Below are 20,650 nucleotides of genomic sequence, written 5' to 3' on the forward strand. Positions count from 1 at the left end.
GGAGTGGATCTGCAGGATCTCGGTGCCGGGTGGCAGGGCTGTGTGGAGGTCAGGCACTCAGGGTGGGTTCGTCGGGGGCCGAGAGGCTGAGGACTGCGCCGGCCACCGCGGGGGAGGCGCTGATTTTGGCTTCGAGGGCGCGGAGGCGGACGGCTACATGCGACTCGGTGTCGTCGCCGGTGAGGTCGACGTCGCCGATCACCGAGATCATCCGGGGGCCGACGATCTCCAGGCGGAGATAGGTGACCCGGGCAACTTCCGGGGCGGCGAGGATTGCCTGCAGGGCGGCTTGGCGGACCTTCGGATCGGCTTCCTGACCGACCAGGAAGCGGCGGTTGCGGTTGATCAGGAGCAGGGCGACCCAGGCGAGCAGCAGGCCGACGAGGATCGAGCCGATGGCGTCGGGGATGGCTGAGCCGGTCAGTTGGTGCGCGAAGAGGCCGGCGGCCGCGATGACGAGTCCGCCCAGCGCGGCGGCGTCCTCCACGAACACTGCCCTGAGTGTCGGGTCGGAGGTGGCGAGTACGTGCTCGATCAGGTCGCGGTCGAGGGTGGCGGCCTCGCCCTTGGCCTGACGGGCCGATTGAGCGAACGAGATGCCTTCGAGGACGAAGGAGACGCCCAGTACGACGTACCCGATGACGAAGTGTCCGGCCGGTTCCGGCGTGATGAGCTCCTGGACCCCGTGCGTGATCGACACCGCGGCGCCCGCGACGAACAGCCCGAGCGCGGCGAACAGCGACCACACATAGGCCTCGCGCCCATGCCCCAACGGGTGCAGCTCATCGGCTGGCTTGTGCGCCCGCCGATTCGCGATCAACAGGAAGATCTCGTTGCCGGCATCAGCCCAGGAGTGCGCCGCCTCGGCCAGGATCGAGGCCGACCCGGTCGCCAGCGCGGCCACCGACTTGGCGATCGCGATCAGCACATTGGCTCCGAAGGCAACCAATACCGTCGTCAGACTCTCGCCACCACCGGTCGCCGCGCTCCCAGGCACCTCCGCCAGCAGATGCCGCCCGTCCCCGTCTCCATCCACCATGAGGCAGTCGTAGCACATTCCGCTTGCCACAACCTGCAACTCAGGGTGCGTTGACCAGCTCCCAGGTGGTCGGATAGCGTCTGAGGGAGCGTGGTTGGGGCCGCGTCGAGACTCGCCGGAAGGCTGGAAGCCACCCCAGGTTCTCCTCATTGGCTAGGGCATCGTGCTCCTTGTGGCCTGTGCGAGTCCGGGCGCGAGAGGACACGTTGTGAGATTTCTGCCTGACAAGCCGAGCCTGGGGTTCCTGCGCAAAGAGGCGAAAGACCTCTTGGCCGCACTCCGCGAATCCGACCCGACAGCATCCTTGACCGACGCGCAGCGCGCGCTGGCGGTCGAGTACGGGATGCGTGATTGGGCCGAGCTGAAATCCGAGGTCGAGCGGCGGGCTGCCGCAGTACCGGTTGCTCCTGAAGGTCTTGCCGAGGGGCTGGCTGCTGCCTTCGGTCTGGGGGCTGTCGTCGGGGTGCCGTCACCTGTTTCGTTCACGCCGATGGGGCGTTGCTGGTCGATCGCCACCGACCGCGGTCGCTGGCTGGCTGTCACCGTCTACGACTGGATCACCTCCGAACAAGCTGAGGTTGGCTCACGCTTGCGCGAAGCCGCCGTCGCCGCGGGGGTCGCCGCTCCGGCGCCGGTACGCAGTCCTCGCGGCCTCCTGATCGAGCCCGTGCAAGGACAGAACTGGCGGGTCCACGAGTGGCTCGAGGTCGGCCCGGCACCGGTACTCCCGACGCCATCAGCAGTCGCGCGCCAGGTCGGTACGACGTACGGGATCCTGCACTCGCTGGCCATCCCGAGCGAGTCCCCGATGAGCTGGTACCTGACCACGCGCAAGTCCAGCGCCGACTGGTCCGACCTCCTCGCCCGAGCCCGCGCCGCTCAGAAACCGTGGGCCGACCTGCTGGCCGAATCCCTGCCAGCAATAGCCGATCTCAACCGGATCGAACTCGAAGCCGACCCCGCCGACTTCATCCTCTGCAACAGCAACCTGATCCCCGAACACGTCCGCATCGGCCACCACGACGAACTGGTCGTCACCGAGTGGGACTTCGCCGGCTCCATGACCCCCGCCCTGGAAATCGGCGCGGCTCTCGGTCAATGGACCCTCCGCCCAACCTTCAACGAAAAGGCAGCAATCGCCTTCCGCGACGGCTACGTGGAATCCGCCGGCACCTGGCCCAACCTCACCCTCTCCTCCTTCGGCGTAGCCGTCAGCGGCTGGCTCAACTGGACCTACAACTGCATCTGCGAAGCCATAAACCCCTCAGACGCAGACCAAGCAGACACCACCGAACGCGGCACCCTCGACCTCCTCACCTACCCGATGACCCGCGCCTCCCTCGAAGAACTGCTCGCGGTCACGGCCTAGCCGACTGGCCTGTCACACCGGCAAGGCCTGAGCTGTCTGTATTTGGACATCGATCGGTTGGAGGCAGGTATGACGGAGCAGAACGGGTTTCCCGCGCCGGAGCACGGATTGGTGGTGACTCACTTCTTGACCGTGCGCGACGTTCAGGTCTCGCGTGAGTTCTACGCGGAGGTGTTCGGCGGGGAGGTCGTACTGGCCGAGAATCCCGCCACCGTCCGGGTCGCCAACACCTGGATCATCATGAATCCAGGTGGCGGCCCGACTCCTGACAAGCCGGACGTCACCCTCAGGGCGCCCGAGCCCGGCGACCCGGTATCCGCGTTCCTGAACGTCCGAGTCGCCGACATCGCCGCCTTCTACACCGCCGCCCGGGCGAAAGGCGCCCACTTCCTCACCGAGCCCCAGGACCGCGGCGCAGAGATCCGCTGCTACCTCCGCGACCCCGACGGCTACCTCATAGAAATAGGCCAAACCACAGGCCTGCTCCACGGAATCACAGCAACCTAAGGTGGGCTGGGTCGCCGGGAAGGTTCCGCGGCGACCCAGCCTGTCGCGTTAGGCGGGTACTGGCACGTGGGCCTCCAGTAGGGCTTTGTCGAGGGCTGCGGCGAGGGTAGGGACGTTGGGTGGGCGCATGAGGGTGTAGTGGTCGCCGGGGACCGGGTAGTGGTTCAGCGGGCCCATGGCGATCTGGGGCCAGCGGGCGATGGCGGCTTCGGCGTTGGGGGCGTCGGTGGCGCAGAAGACGGCCACTGGGCTGTCGTACGGCTTCAGTCGGTGGTCGCAGACTGCTCTGGCGAAGCTGTCGAAGACCGCCAGGAGTCGAGCGACCTGAGGGCCTGCAGTGTCGGCAGGGACGACTCCCTGGGCGACCGCCTCGGCTAGTACCGCGTCGGCGAGGTCGGGGCCGGTGAGGTGGCGGATCTCGTCCGGGTCGATCTCCAGGTCGCGGTTGACGGCACGGCCGAGTTCCCAGGCGAACCAGGCAGCAGTCGTTGCCTCGTCGCCGTGCTGGACCAGTGCGTCGACATCGGCCGGCCCGCCGTCCAGTGCAGCCAGCAGCGCCACCTCTTGGCCCTCCTCGCGCAGTTGCGTAGCCACGACGGTCGCGATGATGCTGCCGGCGCAGTACCCGGCCAGGTAGTACGGACCCTCCTCCTGGACCGAGCGGATCGCGTCGAGGTAGATGTGGCCCAGCTTGTCGAGGTTCGGCTCGGGGGTGGTACCGGCGTCCAGGCCGGGTGCCTGTAGGCCGTAGACCGGCAGGTCGTCCGGGAGGTGCGCAGCCAGGTCCACGTAGCTGAGCGCGTTGCCGACCGCGGGTGGGAAGCAGAACAGCGGCGGCCGGGTCCCGTTGGCCCGAATCGGCACCAGTGGCGACCACGGGAGCGAGTCCGAGCGCCGGAGTTCCTGGGCCAGCCGCTCGATCGTGCTGCCGCCCGTGAACATCACCGCGACCGGCAGTTCGATCCCGTGGTCGGCAGTGATCCGGCTCAGCAGGCGGATCACGTGCAGCGACGTACCGCCGAGGTTGAAGAAGTCGTCGGTGACACCGATGTTCCGCCGCTCAAGCAGCTCCTCCCACAGCGCGGTCAGGGCCAACTCGAGCCCGTCCCGGGCAGTCACCTTCGGCCCGTCGTCACCCGAAGCCTCGCCAGGTGCTGGCAGCTTCGAGCGATCCACCTTGCCGTTGGCGGACAGCGGCAGCTCATCGAGCCAGCAGACCCGCGTCGGCACCATGTACTCAGGCAGTACTCCGGACAGCTCGGCCCGCAGTTCAGTTGTGGTCACCCCGTCGCCAACTACATACGCGAGCAGCTGGTTGTCCCGGCCAACCACCACGGCATCGCGGACACCAGTCACGGCCCGTACTGCGGCCTCGACCTCACCCAGCTCGATCCGGAACCCACGCAGCTTGATCTGGTGATCCAGCCGACCCAGGAACTCGATCACCCCGTCCCTGCGCCATCGGGCCAGGTCGCCGGTCCGGTAGAGCCGCCCACCGCGCCAGGGGTCCGCCACGAAGTGCCGCTCGGTCAGCTCGGGTCGATTGAGGTAGCCCTCGGCCACCTGGACCCCACCGATGTACAGCTCGCCCGGGACGCCCACCGGCACCGGCTCGCCCCGTGAGTCGAGCACGTACAGCTGTGTGTTGGCCACTGGTCGACCGATCGGCACCATGGCGGCCTCGTCGTCCACACTGCAGGTCCAGTGGCTGACGTCGATCGCTGCCTCGGTCGGCCCGTACAGGTTGAACAACTCGCGGCCAGGCAGAGCTTTGAGAAAGCGACGAGCCACCTCACCGGACAGCGCCTCGCCACTGCACACCACCCGCCGCAGCGACGTGAGACTGCTCAGCTCAACCGCCTCGCTGAACACAGCAAGCATCGACGGGACGAAGTGGAGGGTCGTGACCCCCTCGGCCTGGATCAAGCCGGCCAGGTACGCGGGGTCGCGGTGCCCCTCCGGCCGTGCGACCACGAGTCGCGCCCCGGCCAGCAACGGCCACAGGAACTCCCACACCGACACATCGAAGCTGAACGGCGTCTTCTGCAGTACGACGTCCGAGCCGTCGAGCCGGTACTCGCGCTGCATCCACTCGAGCCGGTTCACGATCGCCCGATGCGTCGTCGGCACGCCCTTCGGCTGCCCGGTGGAGCCGGACGTGTAGATCACGTACGCCCCATCACCAGCCCCGGCAGTAGCAGCTACGTCGGTACTGGCCGGAAGCTCAGCGTCTAGCCGCACCACTGTCGGCCCGGCCGGCACCCGGTCGAGTGTGGCGCCGTGCGCGAGCACCACCTCGATCCCTGCGTCAGCGACCATGAACTCGAGCCGGCGATCCGGGTAGGTCGGGTCCAGCGGGACATAAGCCGCACCGGCCTTCAGAATCCCCAGCAACCCAACCACCAGCTCCACCGACCGCTGCAGACAAAGACCAACGCGCGAACCAACCCCAGCACCAGCTAGCACTCGCGCTACCTCGTCGGCCCGCCGGTTCAACTCCGCGCCGGTCAGCTGCTCGCCCTCGAAGACCAGCACCACCTCGTCGGCCCGCCCCCGCAGCGAGCGCTCGATCAGCTCATGCACCGGTACGTCGTCGTCGAACTCCACCGCAGTGTCGTTCCACCCGTTCAGGATGGTCTCCCGCTCGGCAGCCGACAGCAGCTCGATCTCATCCACCCGGACCGCAGGATCAGCCGCCACAGCAGCCAGCACCCGGACCAGCCGATCGGCCAGCCCCTGTGCGGTATCGGCGTCGTACAGATCGCACGAGTACTCAAGATTCCCGTCGATCCCCGTAGTGCTGCCGTCCGCATCCAGCGACTCCGCGAACGCCGCAGTGAGGTCGAACTTGGCCACGTCGTTGCGTGCCCGCTCTGCGTCGACCTCCAGCCCAGCCAGCTCCAGCCGGGCCGGGGCGTTGCTCTGCAACACCATGCTCACCTGGAAGACGGGGTGCCGGGCCAGCGCCCGCGGCGGGTTCAGTACCTCGACCAGCCGCTCGAACGGCAGGTCCTGATGCGCGTACGCCGCCAGGTCGGTCTCGCGGACCCGGTCCAGCAGCTCAGCGAAGGTCGGGTTGCCCGAGGCATCGGTCCGCAGCGCGAGCGTGTTGACGAAGCAACCGACCAGGTCCTCCAGCCCCTCGTCGGTGCGCCCGGCGATCGGCGTACCGACGACTAGGTCGTGGCCTGCGCCGGATCGGGACAGCACTGTGAGCAGCGCGGCCTGCAGCACCATGAACAAGGTGGCTTGCCGGCTCCGGGCCAGCTCGCGCAGAGCCTGTACCGGACCAGGGCCGAGCTGGAACTCGATCAGGCCGCCCTGGTGTCCCGGCTGGGCCGGACGCGGGCGGTCGGTCGGTAGCGCCAGTTCCTGCGGTGCGCCGGACAGTGTCGTTGTCCAGTACTTCAACTGCTCTGAGATGACACTGCTCGGGTCGTCCTCGCTGCCGAGCAGGTCACGCTGCCAGACCGTGTAGTCGGCGTACTGGACGGGTAGAGGCGACCACTGTGGCGCAGTACCGCCGCAACGCGCCTCGTACGCGCTGGTGAGATCGCGGACCAGCGGGGACATCGACCAGCCGTCGGTCGCGATGTGGTGCAAGACCAACAGCAGAACGCTTTCCGAGGGGCCGAGGACGAACAGCACCGGCCGCAGCGACGTCTCGGTGGCGAGGTCGAACGGCTTGGTGAACTGCTCGGCCATGCGATCGGACAGCTCGGCCTCGGTGCACTGGACGATCGTCAGCGACGGCGCACCGGCCGCTGGGTCTAGGACCAACTGGTGGGCGGTACCAGCGGTCCCATCAGTCATCGGGAAGACGGTACGCAGCGACTCGTGCCGCGCGACCACGTCGTACAGGGCCTGCCGGAGCGGGTCCACCTGGACTTGTCCGCGCAGCCGCAGCGCGAGGGTGACGTGGTACGCGGTCGATCCGCGGTGCAGCTGTTCGAGCATCCAGAGGCGGTGCTGGGCATAGGACAGCGGGATCATGAGGTCTCCTGAGTTCTGGCGCGCGGGCGGAGCGTCGGGCGGGCCTTGGCGGCCTGGGTGAGCCGCTCGGCCAGCTGGGCGACGGTCGGCGCCTCGAAGATGGTGCGGATGGACAGCTCGGCCTGCAGTACCGACCGGACCCGGCTGATCAGCCGGGTGGCGAGCAGCGAGTGACCGCCGAGCGCGAAGAAGTCGTCGTCGATGCCGACCTTGGGCAGCTTGAGCACGTCGGCGAACAGCTCGCACAGGATCTGCTCGCTGGGCGACCTTGGCTCGCGTCCGGCCGCGGTGGGCGTGAAGTCCGGATCGGGCAGTGCCTTGCGGTCGAGCTTGCCGGTGGAGGTACGGGGCAGGGAGTCCACTACGACGACAGTGGCCGGCACCATGTGCCGGGGCAGCCGCTCGCCGGCGAACTGCCGCAGCCCAGCCGGGTCCACCCGCTCGCCCGGCGCTGCTACGACGTAGGCCACCAGGAGGCGACTACCCGAGTGGTCCCGGGCAACCACGGCGGCCTGGCCGACCGCGGGGTGCTCGAGCAGGCTGGCCACTACCTCGCCGGGCTCGATCCGGAAGCCCCGGATCTTGATCTGGTCGTCCGCGCGTCCGGCGAACTCCAGAACTCCGTCCCTGGTCCAGCGGCCGAGGTCGCCGGTCCGGTACATCCGCGCACCCGGTGCCCCGTGCGGGTCGGGCACGAACCGCTCTGCAGTGAGCGACGGCCGGTCCAGGTACCCCTGGGCTAGCCCGGACCCAGCTGCGTACAGCTCGCCGGTCACCCCGACCGGTACCGGCCTCAGGCGCTCGTCGAGGACGTACATCCTCTTGTTTGCAACAGGTTTCCCGATCGGTACCGCCGTCTGCCCGGCCTCGTCGCGGCTGATCTGGTGGGCGGTGGTCAGGCCCATGCTCTCCGCCGGGCCGTAGCCGTTGAGCACGCGCAGCGAGGGGTGCTCGCGCAGCGCCCGGTGGACGTGGATCGGCGAGGCCGCCTCACCTGCCGTCATCGCCCGGCGCAGTCCCTTGAAGACCTGCGGGTGCTCGTCCAGCATCACGTTGAACAGGCTGGCCGACATCTGCAGCATGGTGACCCCGTGCTCGGCGGCCAGCTCAGCGATCGCATGCGGCTCCGGGTTCTGTCCCGGCTGCAGCACACAGGTACCGCCGCACAGCAGTGAGCCGAACAGCTCCAGCACGAACGCATCCCACGACACGGGCGCGCACTGGAGGAACACCTCGTCCGGCCCGAAGTCGACGTACTCCTGGCCGCACACAGTGGCCACGATCGCCCGATGCGGCGCCAGTACTCCCTTAGGCCGGCCAGTGGAGCCAGAGGTGAACATGACGCAGGCAAGGTCGTCCGGCACGACCGGCAGCCCTAGGTCTGAGCTGTCCAGCTCCTCTGTGACGGCCAGGATCACCTGCTTGGACGGCAGTCCGACTGTGGTCGCGTGGCTGTCCGTGGTGACTACTGCGACGGTGCCTTCGGCAGCACGCCGCAACCGCTCGGCCGGGAACGCGGGATCGAGCAGCGTGTAGCCGGCGCCCGCCTTCAGCACGGCGAGCAGTGCAGTGACCAGCTCGGTACTGCGGTCCAGCAGTACGCCGACCAGGCCGCCCGACTGAATCCCCTTGCTACGCAGGTGTCTGGCCATCCGGTTCGCCGCAGCGTTGAGGTCGGCGTACCGGACCCGGCGGTCGCCGTCGATCAGGGCGATCGCATCCGGGGTCTCCCGGGCCCGCTGCTCGAACACCTCGTGCACCGGCCGCTCGGGGACGTCGACGGCGGTGTCGTTCCAACCGCGCAGTACCTGCTCCCGCTCGGCGTTGGGCATCACCTCGATGGACGCGATCGACGCCAGCGGATCGGCGGCCACAGCGGTCAGTACTGCCGTGAGCCGCCCGGCCAGCTGCTCGATCGTCTCCTTGTCGAACAGGTCCTCGGCGTACTCCAGCCAGACGTTGATCCCGCCCGGGGTGCCGTCGGCGGCCTGCTCCTCCTCCAGCGTGAAGGTGAGGTCGAACTTGGCCACACCGAGGTCGACCGGCTCGTCGGTGACCCTGAGCCGGGGCAGCTCCATGCTTGCTGCGGCGTTGTTCTGCAGCACCAGCATGACCTGGAACAACGGCTGGCGTGAGGTCGAGCGGACCGGGTTCAGGATCTCCACGAGCCGCTCGAACGGCATGTCCTGGTGGGCGTACGCGGCCAGGTCGGTGTCCCGCACCCGGAGCAGTAGCTCTTGGAAGGTCGGTTCGCCGGACGTGTCGGTGCGTAGTACCAGGGTGTTGACGAAGAAGCCGACCAGCTCGTCCAGTGCCTCGTCGGTGCGCCCGGCGACCGGGGTGCCGAGCGGTACGTCGGTACCGGCGCCGGATCGGGTCAGCATCAGCGCCACGGCGGCCTGGGCGACCATGAACAGGGTGGCCCGGTTGCGCCGGGCCAGACCGGCCAGCTCGGCGTGCACGCTCGCGGGGATCCGTGCCTCGACCAGGTCCCCGCGGTAGCTGGAGACGGACGGGCGCGGTCGGTCGTAGGGCAGCCGCAGCTCCTCCGGTACTCCGGCGAGCGCCTCCTTCCAGTACGCGAGCTGGCCGGCGGCCAGGCTGTTCGGGTCGGTCTCGTCGCTGAGCAGCTCGTGCTGCCAGGCGGCGTAGTCGGCGTACTGCACCGGCAGCGGCTCCCACTCCGGCCCGTGCCCACCCAGCCTGGCTGTGTAGGCCGAGGACAGGTCGCGCATCAGCGGGCCGAGCGACCAGCCGTCGCTGACGATGTGGTGCAGCACCAGTGCGAACACGTGCTCGGTCGGGCTGACCCGCAGCAGCGTCACCCGGACGGGCAGCTCGCCGGTCAGGCTGAACCGGTACCGAGCAGCCTCGGACAGTGCAGCCGGCAACTCCTCCGCTGTGCAGTCCTGGAGCTCGAAGTCCACCGCTGCGTCAGCGGCGTCGACTATGAGCTGGTAGGGCACCCCGTCGGCCGACGGGAACATCGTGCGCAGGGCCTCGTGCCGCGTGACCACGTCGCCGACGGCGGCGCGTAGTGCGGAGTGGTCGAGCTCGCCGCTCAACCGGAGTACCAGCGGCGCGTTGTAGGTATGGGTCGCGCCTTCGAGCTGGTCCAGGAACCACAGGCGCTGTTGGGCGAACGAAAGCGGAATCATCGGATCTCCTTCGGGGCGGAGCGGGGACGCAGGGGCGGACGCGCCTGCTGGGCGTCGGCCAGTCGTCGGGTCAGATCGGCCACCGTGGGTGCTTCGAACAAGGTGGCCATGTCGATCTCGACGCCCAGCGCCGAGCGGACCTGGCTGATCAGCCGGGTGGCGAGCAGCGAGTGCCCGCCGAGGTCGAAGAAACTGTCGTGGTCGCCGACCGTGGTCACACCGAGCACCCCGGCGAAGATCCTGCGCAGGACCCGTTGCTCCCGGCTGGAGGCCTGCTTGCCTCGCCAGGGGGCGGTACCACCGGCAGCGAACGGATGCGCGGTGGCTGGTTGGGGTCGCAGCGTGTTGAGCCGTCGCTGTGGGTCTGCGGCGACTGCGTTGAGCAGCTTCGCGAACTGGTCGGCTAGTCGGCCTGCTGTGGTGGCGTCGTAGCGGTCGGCGGCGTACTCGAGCCAGCCGGTCAAGCCGCTGGGGGACTCCGTGAGGTCGACGGTGAGGTCGAACTGCGCGGTACCGGTGTGTAGCCGCTCGACTGCTGCGCCTAGCCCTTCAGTAGCGGCATGGACGGCGAGCATGGCCTGGAACAGCGGATGGCGGCCGGCCCGGCGTTCCGGGTTCACCGCTGCCACGACCCGGTCGAACGGCACTGCCTGGTGGTCGAATGCCGCCACGTCCGCGGCCCGGGCGCGGTGCAGGAGTTCTACGAAGGGCGGGTCGCCTGCGGTGTCCAGGCGGAGTACCACGGTGTTGACGAAGAACCCGATCACGTCGTCGAGTGCCTCGTCCGGGCGGTTGGCTACCGGAGTACCGATAGCCAGATCCGTCGTGGTGCCCGACAGGAGTGCGGCTAGAGCGGCGTGCAGCACCATGAAGAGAGTGCTGTCCTCTTTGTGCGCCAGGTCGGCCAGTCTCTGGTGCAGGTCGGCATCGATGGCTAGTGGCACGATCCCGCCGGTAGTGGCACGCCTTGCCGGGTAGGGGCGTGCTCCGGGCAGGTCGGTCTCACCAGGGAGGCCTGCCAGCGCCTCTGTCCAGTACGTGAGGTCGTCCTGGTTGTTGAGTTGCTCCTGCCAGAGGGTGTAGTCGGCGTACTGCGCCGGGAGCGCCGGACGGTCGGCGAGACGTCCGGCGTACGCAGCAGAGAGGTCCTGCAGCAAGGGCGTCATCGACCAGCCGTCGAAGGCGATGTGGTGCAGTACAAGGACTAGGACTGCATCGCCTGTGGACGGGACCAGCAGACTGGCGTGCAGTGGTGGGTCGACGGTCAGGTCGATGGTCCACCGGGCCGCCTCTGCCACGGCTTGGTCCAGCTCTTGCGGCCGTACTACGGGCAGTGGGACCTCTGCTGCGTCCAGTACTTGCTGTGTGGGCTCGTCATCCTCGTCGGCCGGGAACACCGTGCGCAGGATCTCGTGCCGGGCAACCAGGTCGTTGAGTGCTTTGTGCAGCGCCTCCTGGTCCAGCTCTCCGGGCATCCGGATCGCCAGTGCCACGTGGTACGCCGGTCCGCCGCCGGTAGTCCGGTCCAGGAACCACAGCCGCCGTTGGCCGGCGGACAAGGGGAGCTGGTCCGGTCGGTCGACCACTCGCCGCAGCGCGGGAGTAGCGGCCGGTGCGGCGTCGATGCGCTCGTCTAGTCGACGGACAGAGCGGGCGTCGAGCAGTGTGCGCAGGTCCACCTCGCGGCCGAGGGTGGTACGGATCCGGTTCGCCAGCCGCGCGGCCAGCAGGGAATGCCCGCCGAGCGCGAGGAAGTCGTCGTCCAGCCGGATCCGATCTGCGGTGGTTCCGAGGACGTCGGCGAACAGGCCGCGAAGCAGTTCCTGCCTCGGTGTTCCTTTGCTGTCAGCAACTACTTCTACGGGAGTTGGCGCTGGTAGCGCCGACCGGTCGAGTTTGCCGTGGTCGTTGAGCGGAAGCTCGGTCAGCAGTACTACCGCCGCTGGGATCGCGTGCCGGGGCAACACCTTCTCCGCGTGCCGGCGGACGGTCGCCACATCGAGCTCTCCGGCCGGTACTACGTACGCCACCAGCCCTCGACCGCCGGGTGCGTCGTCGCGGACGACCACGACGGCGTGGGCGATCGCGGGATGGCGTTCGAGCGCGAACTGGAGTTCACCGGGTTCGAGCCGGAAGCCGCGGACCTTGACCTGGTGGTCCGCGCGGCCGCAGTACTCCAGTAGTAGTCCGTCCGACCGCCACCGACCCAGGTCACCGGTGCGGTACATGCGATCACCCGGTGCTCCGAACGGGTTGGCGACGAATCGGCTGGCGGTGATGGCCGGCTGGTTCAGGTAGCCGTGGGCCAGGCCGACGCCGGCGATGTAGATCTCACCGGTCGCTTCCGGTGGTACTGGGTTCAGTGCTGCGTCGAGCACGTAGACCTGCTTGCCCTCGACTGGTCTGCCGATCGGTACTACCGGGCTGGTGGTGTCCTGGACGGTCAGTACCTGGGCTGTGGCGACGATCATCGTCTCGACCGGGCCGTAGCCGTGCACGATGCGCAGCGCCGGATGGCGACGCTGCAACTCGGCCAAGTGGCTCGAGGACGCGGTCTCCCCGCCGGTGAGGACCTGATGCAGACCGGTGAAGGTCTCCGGGTGCTCGTCGATCAGGTGGTCGAGCAGGCGGGCCGAGGCGAACATCGCGGTCACCGGGTGCTTGGCGACCAGCCTGGCGATCGCTGCTGGCTCGGGAGATGAGCCGGGCTGCAGGATCGCAGTACCGCCGCATAGCAGGGTGCCTAGGAGTTCTAGGACGAAGCCGTCCCAGGAGACGGGTGCTGACTGCAGTACCACCTCGCCGGGGCCGAAGCCGCCGAACTGCCTGCCTACAAGGGATCCGACGATCGCCCGGTGAGAGGCGAGTACTCCTTTCGGTCGTCCGGTCGAGCCCGACGTGAACATCACGCAGGCTGCAGCGTCTGGGCTGGTGGCTGCGGGCCGTGCTACGGCGTTGGGCTCGGGAGTCTCGCTGAGGTTGAGGGTGGGCCAGTCGCCGACCGCTGGCGTGGCGGCGATCACCAGGGCCGGCCGGACCTCGGCCAGCTCGGCGTCGCGGCGGGCGGTTGGGTAGGCGGGGTCTAGTACGAAGTACCCGGCGCCTGTCTTCAGTACGGCGAGGATGCCGGCTACGAGTTCGACCGAGCGCTCGAGGTGGATCCCGATCAGCTGACCCGGCCGGACCCCGCGGGCGCGTAGCCGGCCGGCGATGCGGTCGGCCTGCGCGTCCAGGTCGGCGTAGGTCAGCCGCTGGTCACCAGCGACCAGCGCTGGTGCCTCAGGCTGCTCGGAGACTCGCAGCTCGAACAACTCGTGTACACGCAGCGAGGTGAGGTCAGGCCGGGTCGTCGAGGCGACGGTCATCCTGCACCGCCGCCGGTCGCGTCCCGGCTCGCCAGGGCGGGCCGCAGGTCGGTCCAGTTCGCCTCGACGTGGTCCAGGCAGGTCTGGCGGGACGCCGGGCCGAGTGCCGACGACCAGCCGGCCGGTACTGCGATCGACGTCGGCCACAGGCTGTGCTGGCCGAGTTCGTTCACCAGTACCAGGTAGGTCGCGTCGGTGTCCTCGAACGGGTTGGTGATCTGCTCGCTCATCGGTCGGCTCCGTCCGTGGTCGTGACGGCTGCATCGATGGTGGCGGCATTGGTGACGGCGTCGGACTCGGCCTCGGGCTTGGCGTCGTCGGCCGGGGTGGACGGGTAGTCGGGGTGCTCGGTCGGCAGGTCGCGGGTGGACTTGAGCGGGCCGATCAGCAGGATCAGCTTGCCGACGCAGCCCAGCCCCAAGACGATGAACAGCGCCTCGCGGACTCCGATCGCCTGGCCGAGGAAGCCGCCGCCCAGGGCGCCGAGCGGGATCAGGCTGAAGCTCACGAAGCTGCCGCTGGTGGCGACCCGGCCGAGCATGTCGGGCGGGCAGTAGGCCTGCCGGAACGAGCCGCCGATGATGTTGTTGGCAACGATGCCGATCGACGGGATGAGCAGGCCTGCGGCGAACAGTGCGACGCCAGTACCGCCAGTAGCCAGGGGGATCAGCAGGCCGAACGGGGTGGTGACCAGGGACCAGGTCAGGAGCGCCCGAGCGGTACCGATCTTCTTTGCCAGCTTGTTGGCGACAGTAGCGCCGAGCACTCCACCCAGGCAGTCGAACGCCATCAGGACGCCGACCACTGTCGGGTGCAGGTCCAGGGTGCGTACCAGGAAGACGACCAGCAGGGCATGCCCGCCGGCGAGGAGCAGGTTGTCCACTGCGGCGCCACCGGTCAGTACACGGAGGTACGGGTCCCGGACGACGAAGCGGATGCCTTGGGCGATCTCCTGCCGCAGTGTGGTGGTACGCGGCTCCGGCTTGGTGGTCTCACGCGGTTCGCGCTTCTTGATCCCCAGCAAGCAGATGAAGGACACCACGAACGTGGCGGCGTCGAGGATCATGCCCAGGATCGGGCCGAAGATCTGGATCAGCCCACCACCGGCACTGCTGCCCGCGACCACGGCCGCCTGCGAACTGCCTTGCAGCTTGGCATTGCCCTCCGGCAGGTCGTCCTTGTCGAGTAGCGATGGGAGATACGCCCCGTACGCCGGGCTGAAGAACACGCTGACCACGCCGCCGAGCAGACAGACCACGATCAGCTGGGTGAGGGTGAGTACCCCGAGCCAGGCAGCCAGCGGCACACTGGCGACCAGCACGAAGAAGGCGATGTCGCAGGCCAGCAAGGTACGGCGGCGCGGCAGCCGGTCGATCCATGCACCGGCCGGCAGACCGACCAGCAGCCAGGGCAGCCAGGAGGCGGCGTTGATCAGGCCCACCGACGATGCACTGGCACCGAGGGTCGTCAGCGCGATCACCGGGACCGCGATCCCGCTCATCGCGTTGCCAAAGGTACTGGTGGTCTCACCGATCCACAGCCGCCGGAAGTCGCCCTGCCTGAGCAGCCCCCAGCGGGACTTCTTCTGGGGCGGGTCACCCGGGTCGCCCTGCCCGTTCGGCTCGCTCGGCTCGTTCGGCGGGGGAGTCTCGCTGAGTACTTCGTTCAGCGGAGCGAGGTCGGGGCGCTCCGCTGCGATCTCTGTGGTCATGCCGATGTCGCCTTCCGTGGGGTTCCAGTGGGAATGTGCAACTGCTGCGCCGGTACGGCCGACGCGATGAAGTCGGTGGTTGCCCCGAGGCCGGTGGCGGCCCAGGAGTCCGTGGGGGCCCAGAGGTCGTCCGGGCTGAGTGCTGCTGGGTGGTAGTGGCCGAGGGCGCTGATCAGTAGGCCTAGCTCGACAGTCAGGCAGTCGACGAGCCGGATGAGGCCCTCATCGCGGTCCTCGTCTACGGCGAGCAGTGCAGCCCGGCCGAGACCAGCTGCCGTGGCACCGAGCGCCAGGGCCTTCACTGCCCGGGTGCCTTCCCAGATCCGGCCAGTAGCCATCAGACAGCCGCCAGGTCTAGCCCATGCGTGGTGCTGTGCGATGCGGTACAGGCATTCGGCGAGGGGTAGGCCGACGTGGTCGAGCGAGGACAGCGGTGCCCAGCCGGTACCGCCCTCGGCGCCGTCGACGGTGACTGCGTCGGCTCCGGCGGCCCAGGCGACCGATGCCGCGTGGGCAATGTCCCGGCCGGGGTGCAGCTTCACCCAGACCCTGGCGCGTGGGTAGTTGTTGCGCATCAGGCGGATCTGCTGCCGGAGGATCTCGTCGGTGAAGGTCCCCGGGCTCGCACTACGCAGCCGGTGGCTGGGGTCACCCAGTACGTCGGAGATCGAGTACCGGTCGGCCAATGCGTCCGCCTGCCCGGTGCCGAGGACAGTCATGCCGCCCAGACCGGGTTTGGCGCCCTGGCCGACCTTGAGCTCGAACGCGAGCCGCCCGGAGTCGAGCAGCCGTTGGGCCGCCGGGTCGCTGTAGGCGAGATTCCACACCTCGGCGTCGGCGTCCTCGGTGCTCTGCTGGACGGCAACCCCGCCCAGACCGTCGGGGACGTTGTCGGCGTACGCCGTGATCCGCGCCAGCAACGACCGCTGAGCAGGAGCATCGCTGTCACGGCCGTACCCGCTGACCGGTACGACGTTCTCGCCGATCACCATCGGGAGGCCGAGCCGCCCGGCCTGACGACTGAGCGCGACGCCCAGTTCCCCGCCGCTGTCCGTCGAGCCGAGCGCCGAACAGAACACCGGTACCGGCGAACGAAACCCGCCGATCGTGGTACCGAGCTCAACGTCACCAGGCATCGGCTCCCGCCCGAGATCGATCAGCTTCTCCAACCGCTCCGGCATGAACACCGGCGGCACCAACCGCAACCGATCAAGCGAATCGTTGCTATTGGCAACCGGATCGGCACCGAAGACAGCCCGCCCGTACGCCCCGACCGGCGGGAACAACTGAGCCGACCCGACGCGGGCCCGAGCGCGTACGGCATCTGCGGGGAACCCGTCGGCGGCCAGCCGGTCGGTCCGCGCATCGGCGTACGGGATCTCGGTGGTCATGCCGACACCACCCCGGGCAGTTTGGGGAAGGCGCTGGCCTGCCAGGCGGTTTCGAGGCCGGCGATGTAGCGGGTCAGCCGCTGCAGGCCGAGTCCGAAGCCGGCGCTCGGCGGGATGCCGTCCTTGGCCATCTGCAGGTACCACTCGTACTTGGCCGGGTTCTCGCCGGTCTCCCGGATGCGGGCGACGATGCGGCGGTACTCGTGTTCGCGCTCGCTGCCGCTGGCCAGTTCGCCGTACCCGTCCGGAGCGAGCAGATCGAAGTTCCGCAGCGTCCCCGGCGTCGACCGGCTCTCGCGGTCGTAGAAGCCGCGTGACCCCTTCGGATAGTCCGTCACGAAGAACGGCCGCTCGGTCGCCTTGGACAGGACCTTCTCGGCCTCCCAGTCGATCTCCGCGTCCGGGCTCTGCGTGTGCCCGGCGACGGCCAGCCGCTCGACCGCCTCGGCGTGACTCATCCGGTCGAACGGACCGTCGAGCAGTGCGCCGAACGCCGCCGGATCGCGCTGGAGGGTGGCGAGGTCGTCGGGCAGGTCGGCAAGTACGCGTTGGGTGGCCGCCTTCACGATGCTCTGCAGGACCTCCATCGCGTCCTCGCGGGTGGCGTTGGCGATCTCGATGTCGAGCTGGTGGAACTCGGCCAGGTGCCGGCCGGTGAAGCGGGTCTCCAGCGGCTCGAGGCGGACGTTCGGCGCGACGCAGAAGATCTTGTCGAACGCGGTCACCGCTGCCTGCTTGTAGAGGATCGCGCTCGTCATCAGCTTGTAGCGGTGGCCGTAGAAGTCGATGTCGACCTGCTTCGACCCGCGGCCGCCGGGGTCGGTGACCGGGCCGATCATGGGTGGCAGCAGCTCGACGAATCCCTGTGCACGCAGCTCTTGCCGGGCGGCGTCGAGGATTCGGTCCTGGATCCGGATGGCGGCCTGGGTGGCCGGCGCGGCCAGGTGGACGGGCAACGCGGGCAGGTCCGGGGTGGTACCGGCTGTACTGGCTGTAGAGGTACCGGCCTCGGGTGCGGCCGGTGCGGGCATGGTCTGGGTCATCGGGGCTCCTGGTGGCCGACAGCAACGGCGTACTGCTGGCTGTCGTAGGTCCTGCGGATGTAGTTGAGTGATTCGAGAAGGTCTGGTGCGGTGGTCCTGCGCCCGGTCGGTCCGGTGGGCCGGATGGGCATCGAGCCGGTACGTGTCCAGCGCAACCGCCCGTCGCCGCCCACCTGGCCGGTGGCTCGGCCGGCGTTGTCGGGGTGCAGGCAGTAGGGGATGTCCAGGTAGCCGCGCTGGAGTGCGCTGATCAGGGCTGCGCCGATGTCGTCGTCGAGGTCTAGTACCGCGTCGACGAGCGCCCGTGCCTCGGCGTAGGTCTCCGAATCGACGTACGGGTCCGGTGTCGCTGTGGGCCCCGCCGCAGCGGCTGCTGTCTCCAGGGCGATCACGTTCTCGGCGATGGTCGGGATGCGGAACGCCTCGGCCGTGGTCTTGACTATGAGCCGGGCAGCGCCGGTACGGGCGGTCAACCGGGCTGCTTCCTGGAGCAGCCTCGTCGCGCCGTCACCTGTCAGCGGGTAGACGCCCATGTAGGCATAGACCACGACATGCGACTGGACATCGGGCAGTAGCTCGGCAATGAGGCGGCGCATCGCTAGTACTGCCTCAGTGTTCTGCTCTGCATGGGTTTGCTGGGCATAGCTCAACGAGATCGACCGCAGCCCGTGCTGCCGGAAGAACAGCGCCTCAAGGGTGCTCAGGGCAACCAGTAGTCCTGGCGGGCAGAGCTGGCCCATCATGCAGCCGCCGAACGTCTCCAGATGGGCCTCCTGCCCGTTCCCCCGGCACAACTCGACCAGTAGCTCGGTACTGCGCTCCCACTCGTGCACGGACTCCCGCACCGGCACCCGGCTGTAGGGGAGGCAGTACGAGATCGGACCGCCCTCTGTGGCGTGCAGGCCGGCTGCGGTGAGCGCCCGGATGATGTGCTCCGGCCGGGCCGATCCATGCCGGACCTGTACCGGAGTACCGGCCTCTCCGATCACCTGCTGGGTGAGCTCGGCCGGATAGGTGGCGATCGGGTAGCCGTTGAGCGCGACCCCTGCGGCCAGCGCCTTGTCGGCGGCCGTGAGGTCGTTGACCCGTGTGTAGCTGTCGACCGTGATCGTGCCGACGGTGGTCGCGGAGGCATGACGAACCGCGGTCAGACCGGCGTGCATCGTCTGCGGATGGGAGAAACCCATCCGCGGCTGCACCACGATCTGCCCCGCCGCCCTTGCCTGCGCGACGAATTCACCGAACGACCACGGAGACCGGGTGATCACCCCACGGCCGCGAGCGAACGCTGCGCGGCCTTCTCGTTCGTGACGGACTCGAGGAATCGGTAGAAGCGGCCCATGTCGGCGTCGTCGTCGAACACGGCATCGAACCCTGCGGCCAGCAGCTCCTCGGCGGCCGCTTTCGAGTTCCCCTCGATGCCAAGCTTCCCCCCGATGACGATCGGTGTGCCGGCCAGTTCCTTCTGTGCACGCAGCAACCTGACGACGCGAGCGCCGTCCTGGGCGCCGTGGCCGTTGACGGTACTGATCACCACGAGATCCGGCCGGTCGGTCCGTGCCCGATCAACCAGCAGCTGGTCGGGCACACACGCGCCGAGATTTCCGACCCGGTACCCGCGGTCCTCGAGCACGAGCTGCAGATACACCAGGTTCCAGGTGTGCGAGTCGGACGAGACGGTACTCAACAGGACGTTGAACACAAGAATCCCCCCAGATTGTCAGCGAACAATGGCGGTATCAAGAATTGGAATCGTTATTCCAATGCCGCCATTTCCCTGGCTGACCATCGAAGAAATCAATGGAAAATAGTCCTCAGGGACCCCGAAGGTGCCTCACATTGCGACCAGGGGCGGCGGCCGAGAAACAGTAAACCCCCGGCTACCTGGCGAAGTCAACGATCGGCCACTACCCAATTTCGCAAATGCAGAATTACCTATAATTACAATATTCGTTACCTATGTTCATAAGCCGCACTACCCACATTCGACCCACATTGACATTTATCAAATCCTGGGGGGCGACCGGGTAAATGTCAGTACCACCTGATTCAAGCGTTCGTCCCTCTACTCAGGGGATGAGCACCCGAGCAACCGGCCAGGCCCCAGGAGAGGTGTTCGACAACACCGTCCAGGTCGTCCCGGACGCCGGCTCATGCACCGACTTGAACGAAACCCCGGCATCGGCCCCGACCAACATCACCCTGTCGGACCGCTCATCCAGCCAAAACCCAAGCCCATACCGCCGACCTTGCTCCAGCACATCCACTCGAGCCCGCACAACCTCGTCCACCGACCCCACGATGCGGCCGCCGAAGAAAGCCCGCCAGAACTTGGAGATGTCCCCGGCCGTGCTGTGGATCCCCCCGTCCCCACTAGCCATCACCGGCAAATGAAACACATTCGACCGATCCACCCCATCGATCGGCAGATACCCCACCGCCGCATCCCCCGGTAACTCATCGGCTCTTAGAAAGTCAGTCCTGTCCATCCCAGCCGGCCGAAGCACCCGCTCCCGCACCAACTCGTGATACCCCACCCCACTGGCCCGCTCCGCCAATAAGGCCAACACCACAAACCCACCATTGCAATAACTGAACCGCTCCCCAGCCCCGAACTTACTGACATGCCCCGCCAACAACGGCAAAAACGCCTCCGTCGACGTCAACTCATGCGCCGCACCGACAAAATAGTCAGTGATCTCCCCGCCTGCATCTTCGTCGAGATAATCCCCGATCCCCGAAGTATGCGTCAGCAAATGCTCAACCGTCACATCATCCGCAATCAACGGCAGATCATCACCAAGCAGCGATCGCGCAGTGGTCCCCAACTCCAGCAAGCCCTCCCGCACCAGCGAAACCACCGCCAACGCAGTAAACCCCTTGCTCCCACTGGCAATCCCGAACCGCGTATCCACGCCGTTGGCAACCCGATAGGCCCGATTCGCCAACCCATAAGCCTCAGCAAACTCGACCTCACCACCCCGGTCGACCCACACCACCCCAGAGAACCCAGTCTCCGCAGCAACCGCATCAATCTCCGCCTCCACCATGGCCGCAGATTAAGCCTCAATCCC

At 68.0% G+C, this 20,650-nt stretch carries 13 protein-coding genes; 2 read left to right on the plus strand and 11 right to left on the minus strand.

The genetic code is table 11. The annotated features are described in order from the left end of the window. Positions 1 to 49: 49 nt before the first annotated feature. Complete coding sequence (locus OHA70_RS16275; RefSeq protein WP_328333332.1) at positions 50 to 1,039, minus strand: cation diffusion facilitator family transporter; 990 nt, start codon at positions 1,037 to 1,039, stop codon at positions 50 to 52. 208 nt (positions 1,040 to 1,247) lie between these two features. Here OHA70_RS16275 and OHA70_RS16280 point away from each other — a divergent pair, with 208 nt between their 5' ends. After that, on the plus strand, positions 1,248 to 2,408 hold the full coding sequence (locus tag OHA70_RS16280; protein ID WP_328333334.1) for a hypothetical protein: 1,161 nt from the start codon (positions 1,248 to 1,250) through the stop codon (positions 2,406 to 2,408). Positions 2,409 to 2,477: 69 nt separating this feature from the next. After that, entirely contained in the window at positions 2,478 to 2,915 is a 438-nt protein-coding gene (locus OHA70_RS16285; RefSeq protein ID WP_328333336.1) for a VOC family protein, read from the plus strand. 48 nt (positions 2,916 to 2,963) lie between these two features. On the opposite strand, the gene OHA70_RS16290 is transcribed toward OHA70_RS16285, so the two are convergent. From OHA70_RS16290 to OHA70_RS16335, 10 genes are all read right to left on the minus strand, one after another. Further along, positions 2,964 to 6,908: a non-ribosomal peptide synthetase gene (locus OHA70_RS16290; RefSeq protein WP_328333338.1), complete on the minus strand. Its 3,945-nt coding sequence runs from the start codon at positions 6,906 to 6,908 to the stop codon at positions 2,964 to 2,966. After that, entirely contained in the window at positions 6,905 to 10,066 is a 3,162-nt protein-coding gene (locus OHA70_RS16295; RefSeq protein WP_328333340.1) for a non-ribosomal peptide synthetase, read from the minus strand. Before OHA70_RS16295 ends, OHA70_RS16290 begins: the two co-directional genes overlap by 4 nt. After that, positions 10,063 to 13,431, minus strand: a complete 3,369-nt coding sequence (locus OHA70_RS16300; RefSeq protein WP_328333342.1) for an amino acid adenylation domain-containing protein — start codon at positions 13,429 to 13,431, stop codon at positions 10,063 to 10,065. Before OHA70_RS16300 ends, OHA70_RS16295 begins: the two co-directional genes overlap by 4 nt. Further along, the gene (locus OHA70_RS16305) at positions 13,428 to 13,661 is read right to left on the minus strand and encodes an MbtH family protein (RefSeq protein ID WP_328333344.1); all 234 of its coding nucleotides are present in this window, start codon (positions 13,659 to 13,661) and stop codon (positions 13,428 to 13,430) included. The genes OHA70_RS16300 and OHA70_RS16305 overlap by 4 nt, the downstream gene beginning before the upstream one ends. After that, positions 13,658 to 15,142: an MFS transporter gene (locus OHA70_RS16310; protein WP_328333346.1), complete on the minus strand. Its 1,485-nt coding sequence runs from the start codon at positions 15,140 to 15,142 to the stop codon at positions 13,658 to 13,660. Before OHA70_RS16310 ends, OHA70_RS16305 begins: the two co-directional genes overlap by 4 nt. Continuing rightward, the gene (locus OHA70_RS16315; protein ID WP_328333348.1) at positions 15,139 to 16,533 is read right to left on the minus strand and encodes a glutamate synthase-related protein; all 1,395 of its coding nucleotides are present in this window, start codon (positions 16,531 to 16,533) and stop codon (positions 15,139 to 15,141) included. The genes OHA70_RS16310 and OHA70_RS16315 overlap by 4 nt, the downstream gene beginning before the upstream one ends. Continuing rightward, positions 16,530 to 17,576: an asparagine synthetase A gene (locus OHA70_RS16320; RefSeq protein WP_328333350.1), complete on the minus strand. Its 1,047-nt coding sequence runs from the start codon at positions 17,574 to 17,576 to the stop codon at positions 16,530 to 16,532. Before OHA70_RS16320 ends, OHA70_RS16315 begins: the two co-directional genes overlap by 4 nt. Further along, positions 17,573 to 18,844, minus strand: coding sequence for a methylaspartate mutase (locus OHA70_RS16325; protein ID WP_328333353.1), 1,272 nt, complete (start codon positions 18,842 to 18,844; stop codon positions 17,573 to 17,575). Before OHA70_RS16325 ends, OHA70_RS16320 begins: the two co-directional genes overlap by 4 nt. Continuing rightward, complete coding sequence (locus tag OHA70_RS16330; protein WP_328333355.1) at positions 18,841 to 19,278, minus strand: cobalamin B12-binding domain-containing protein; 438 nt, start codon at positions 19,276 to 19,278, stop codon at positions 18,841 to 18,843. The genes OHA70_RS16325 and OHA70_RS16330 overlap by 4 nt, the downstream gene beginning before the upstream one ends. Before the next feature lie 367 nt (positions 19,279 to 19,645). Next, entirely contained in the window at positions 19,646 to 20,626 is a 981-nt protein-coding gene (locus OHA70_RS16335) for a serine hydrolase domain-containing protein (protein ID WP_328333357.1), read from the minus strand. Positions 20,627 to 20,650 lie beyond the last annotated feature (24 nt).

The organism is Kribbella sp. NBC_00382 (assembly GCF_036067295.1).
Classification (GTDB): Bacteria; Actinomycetota; Actinomycetes; order Propionibacteriales; family Kribbellaceae; genus Kribbella.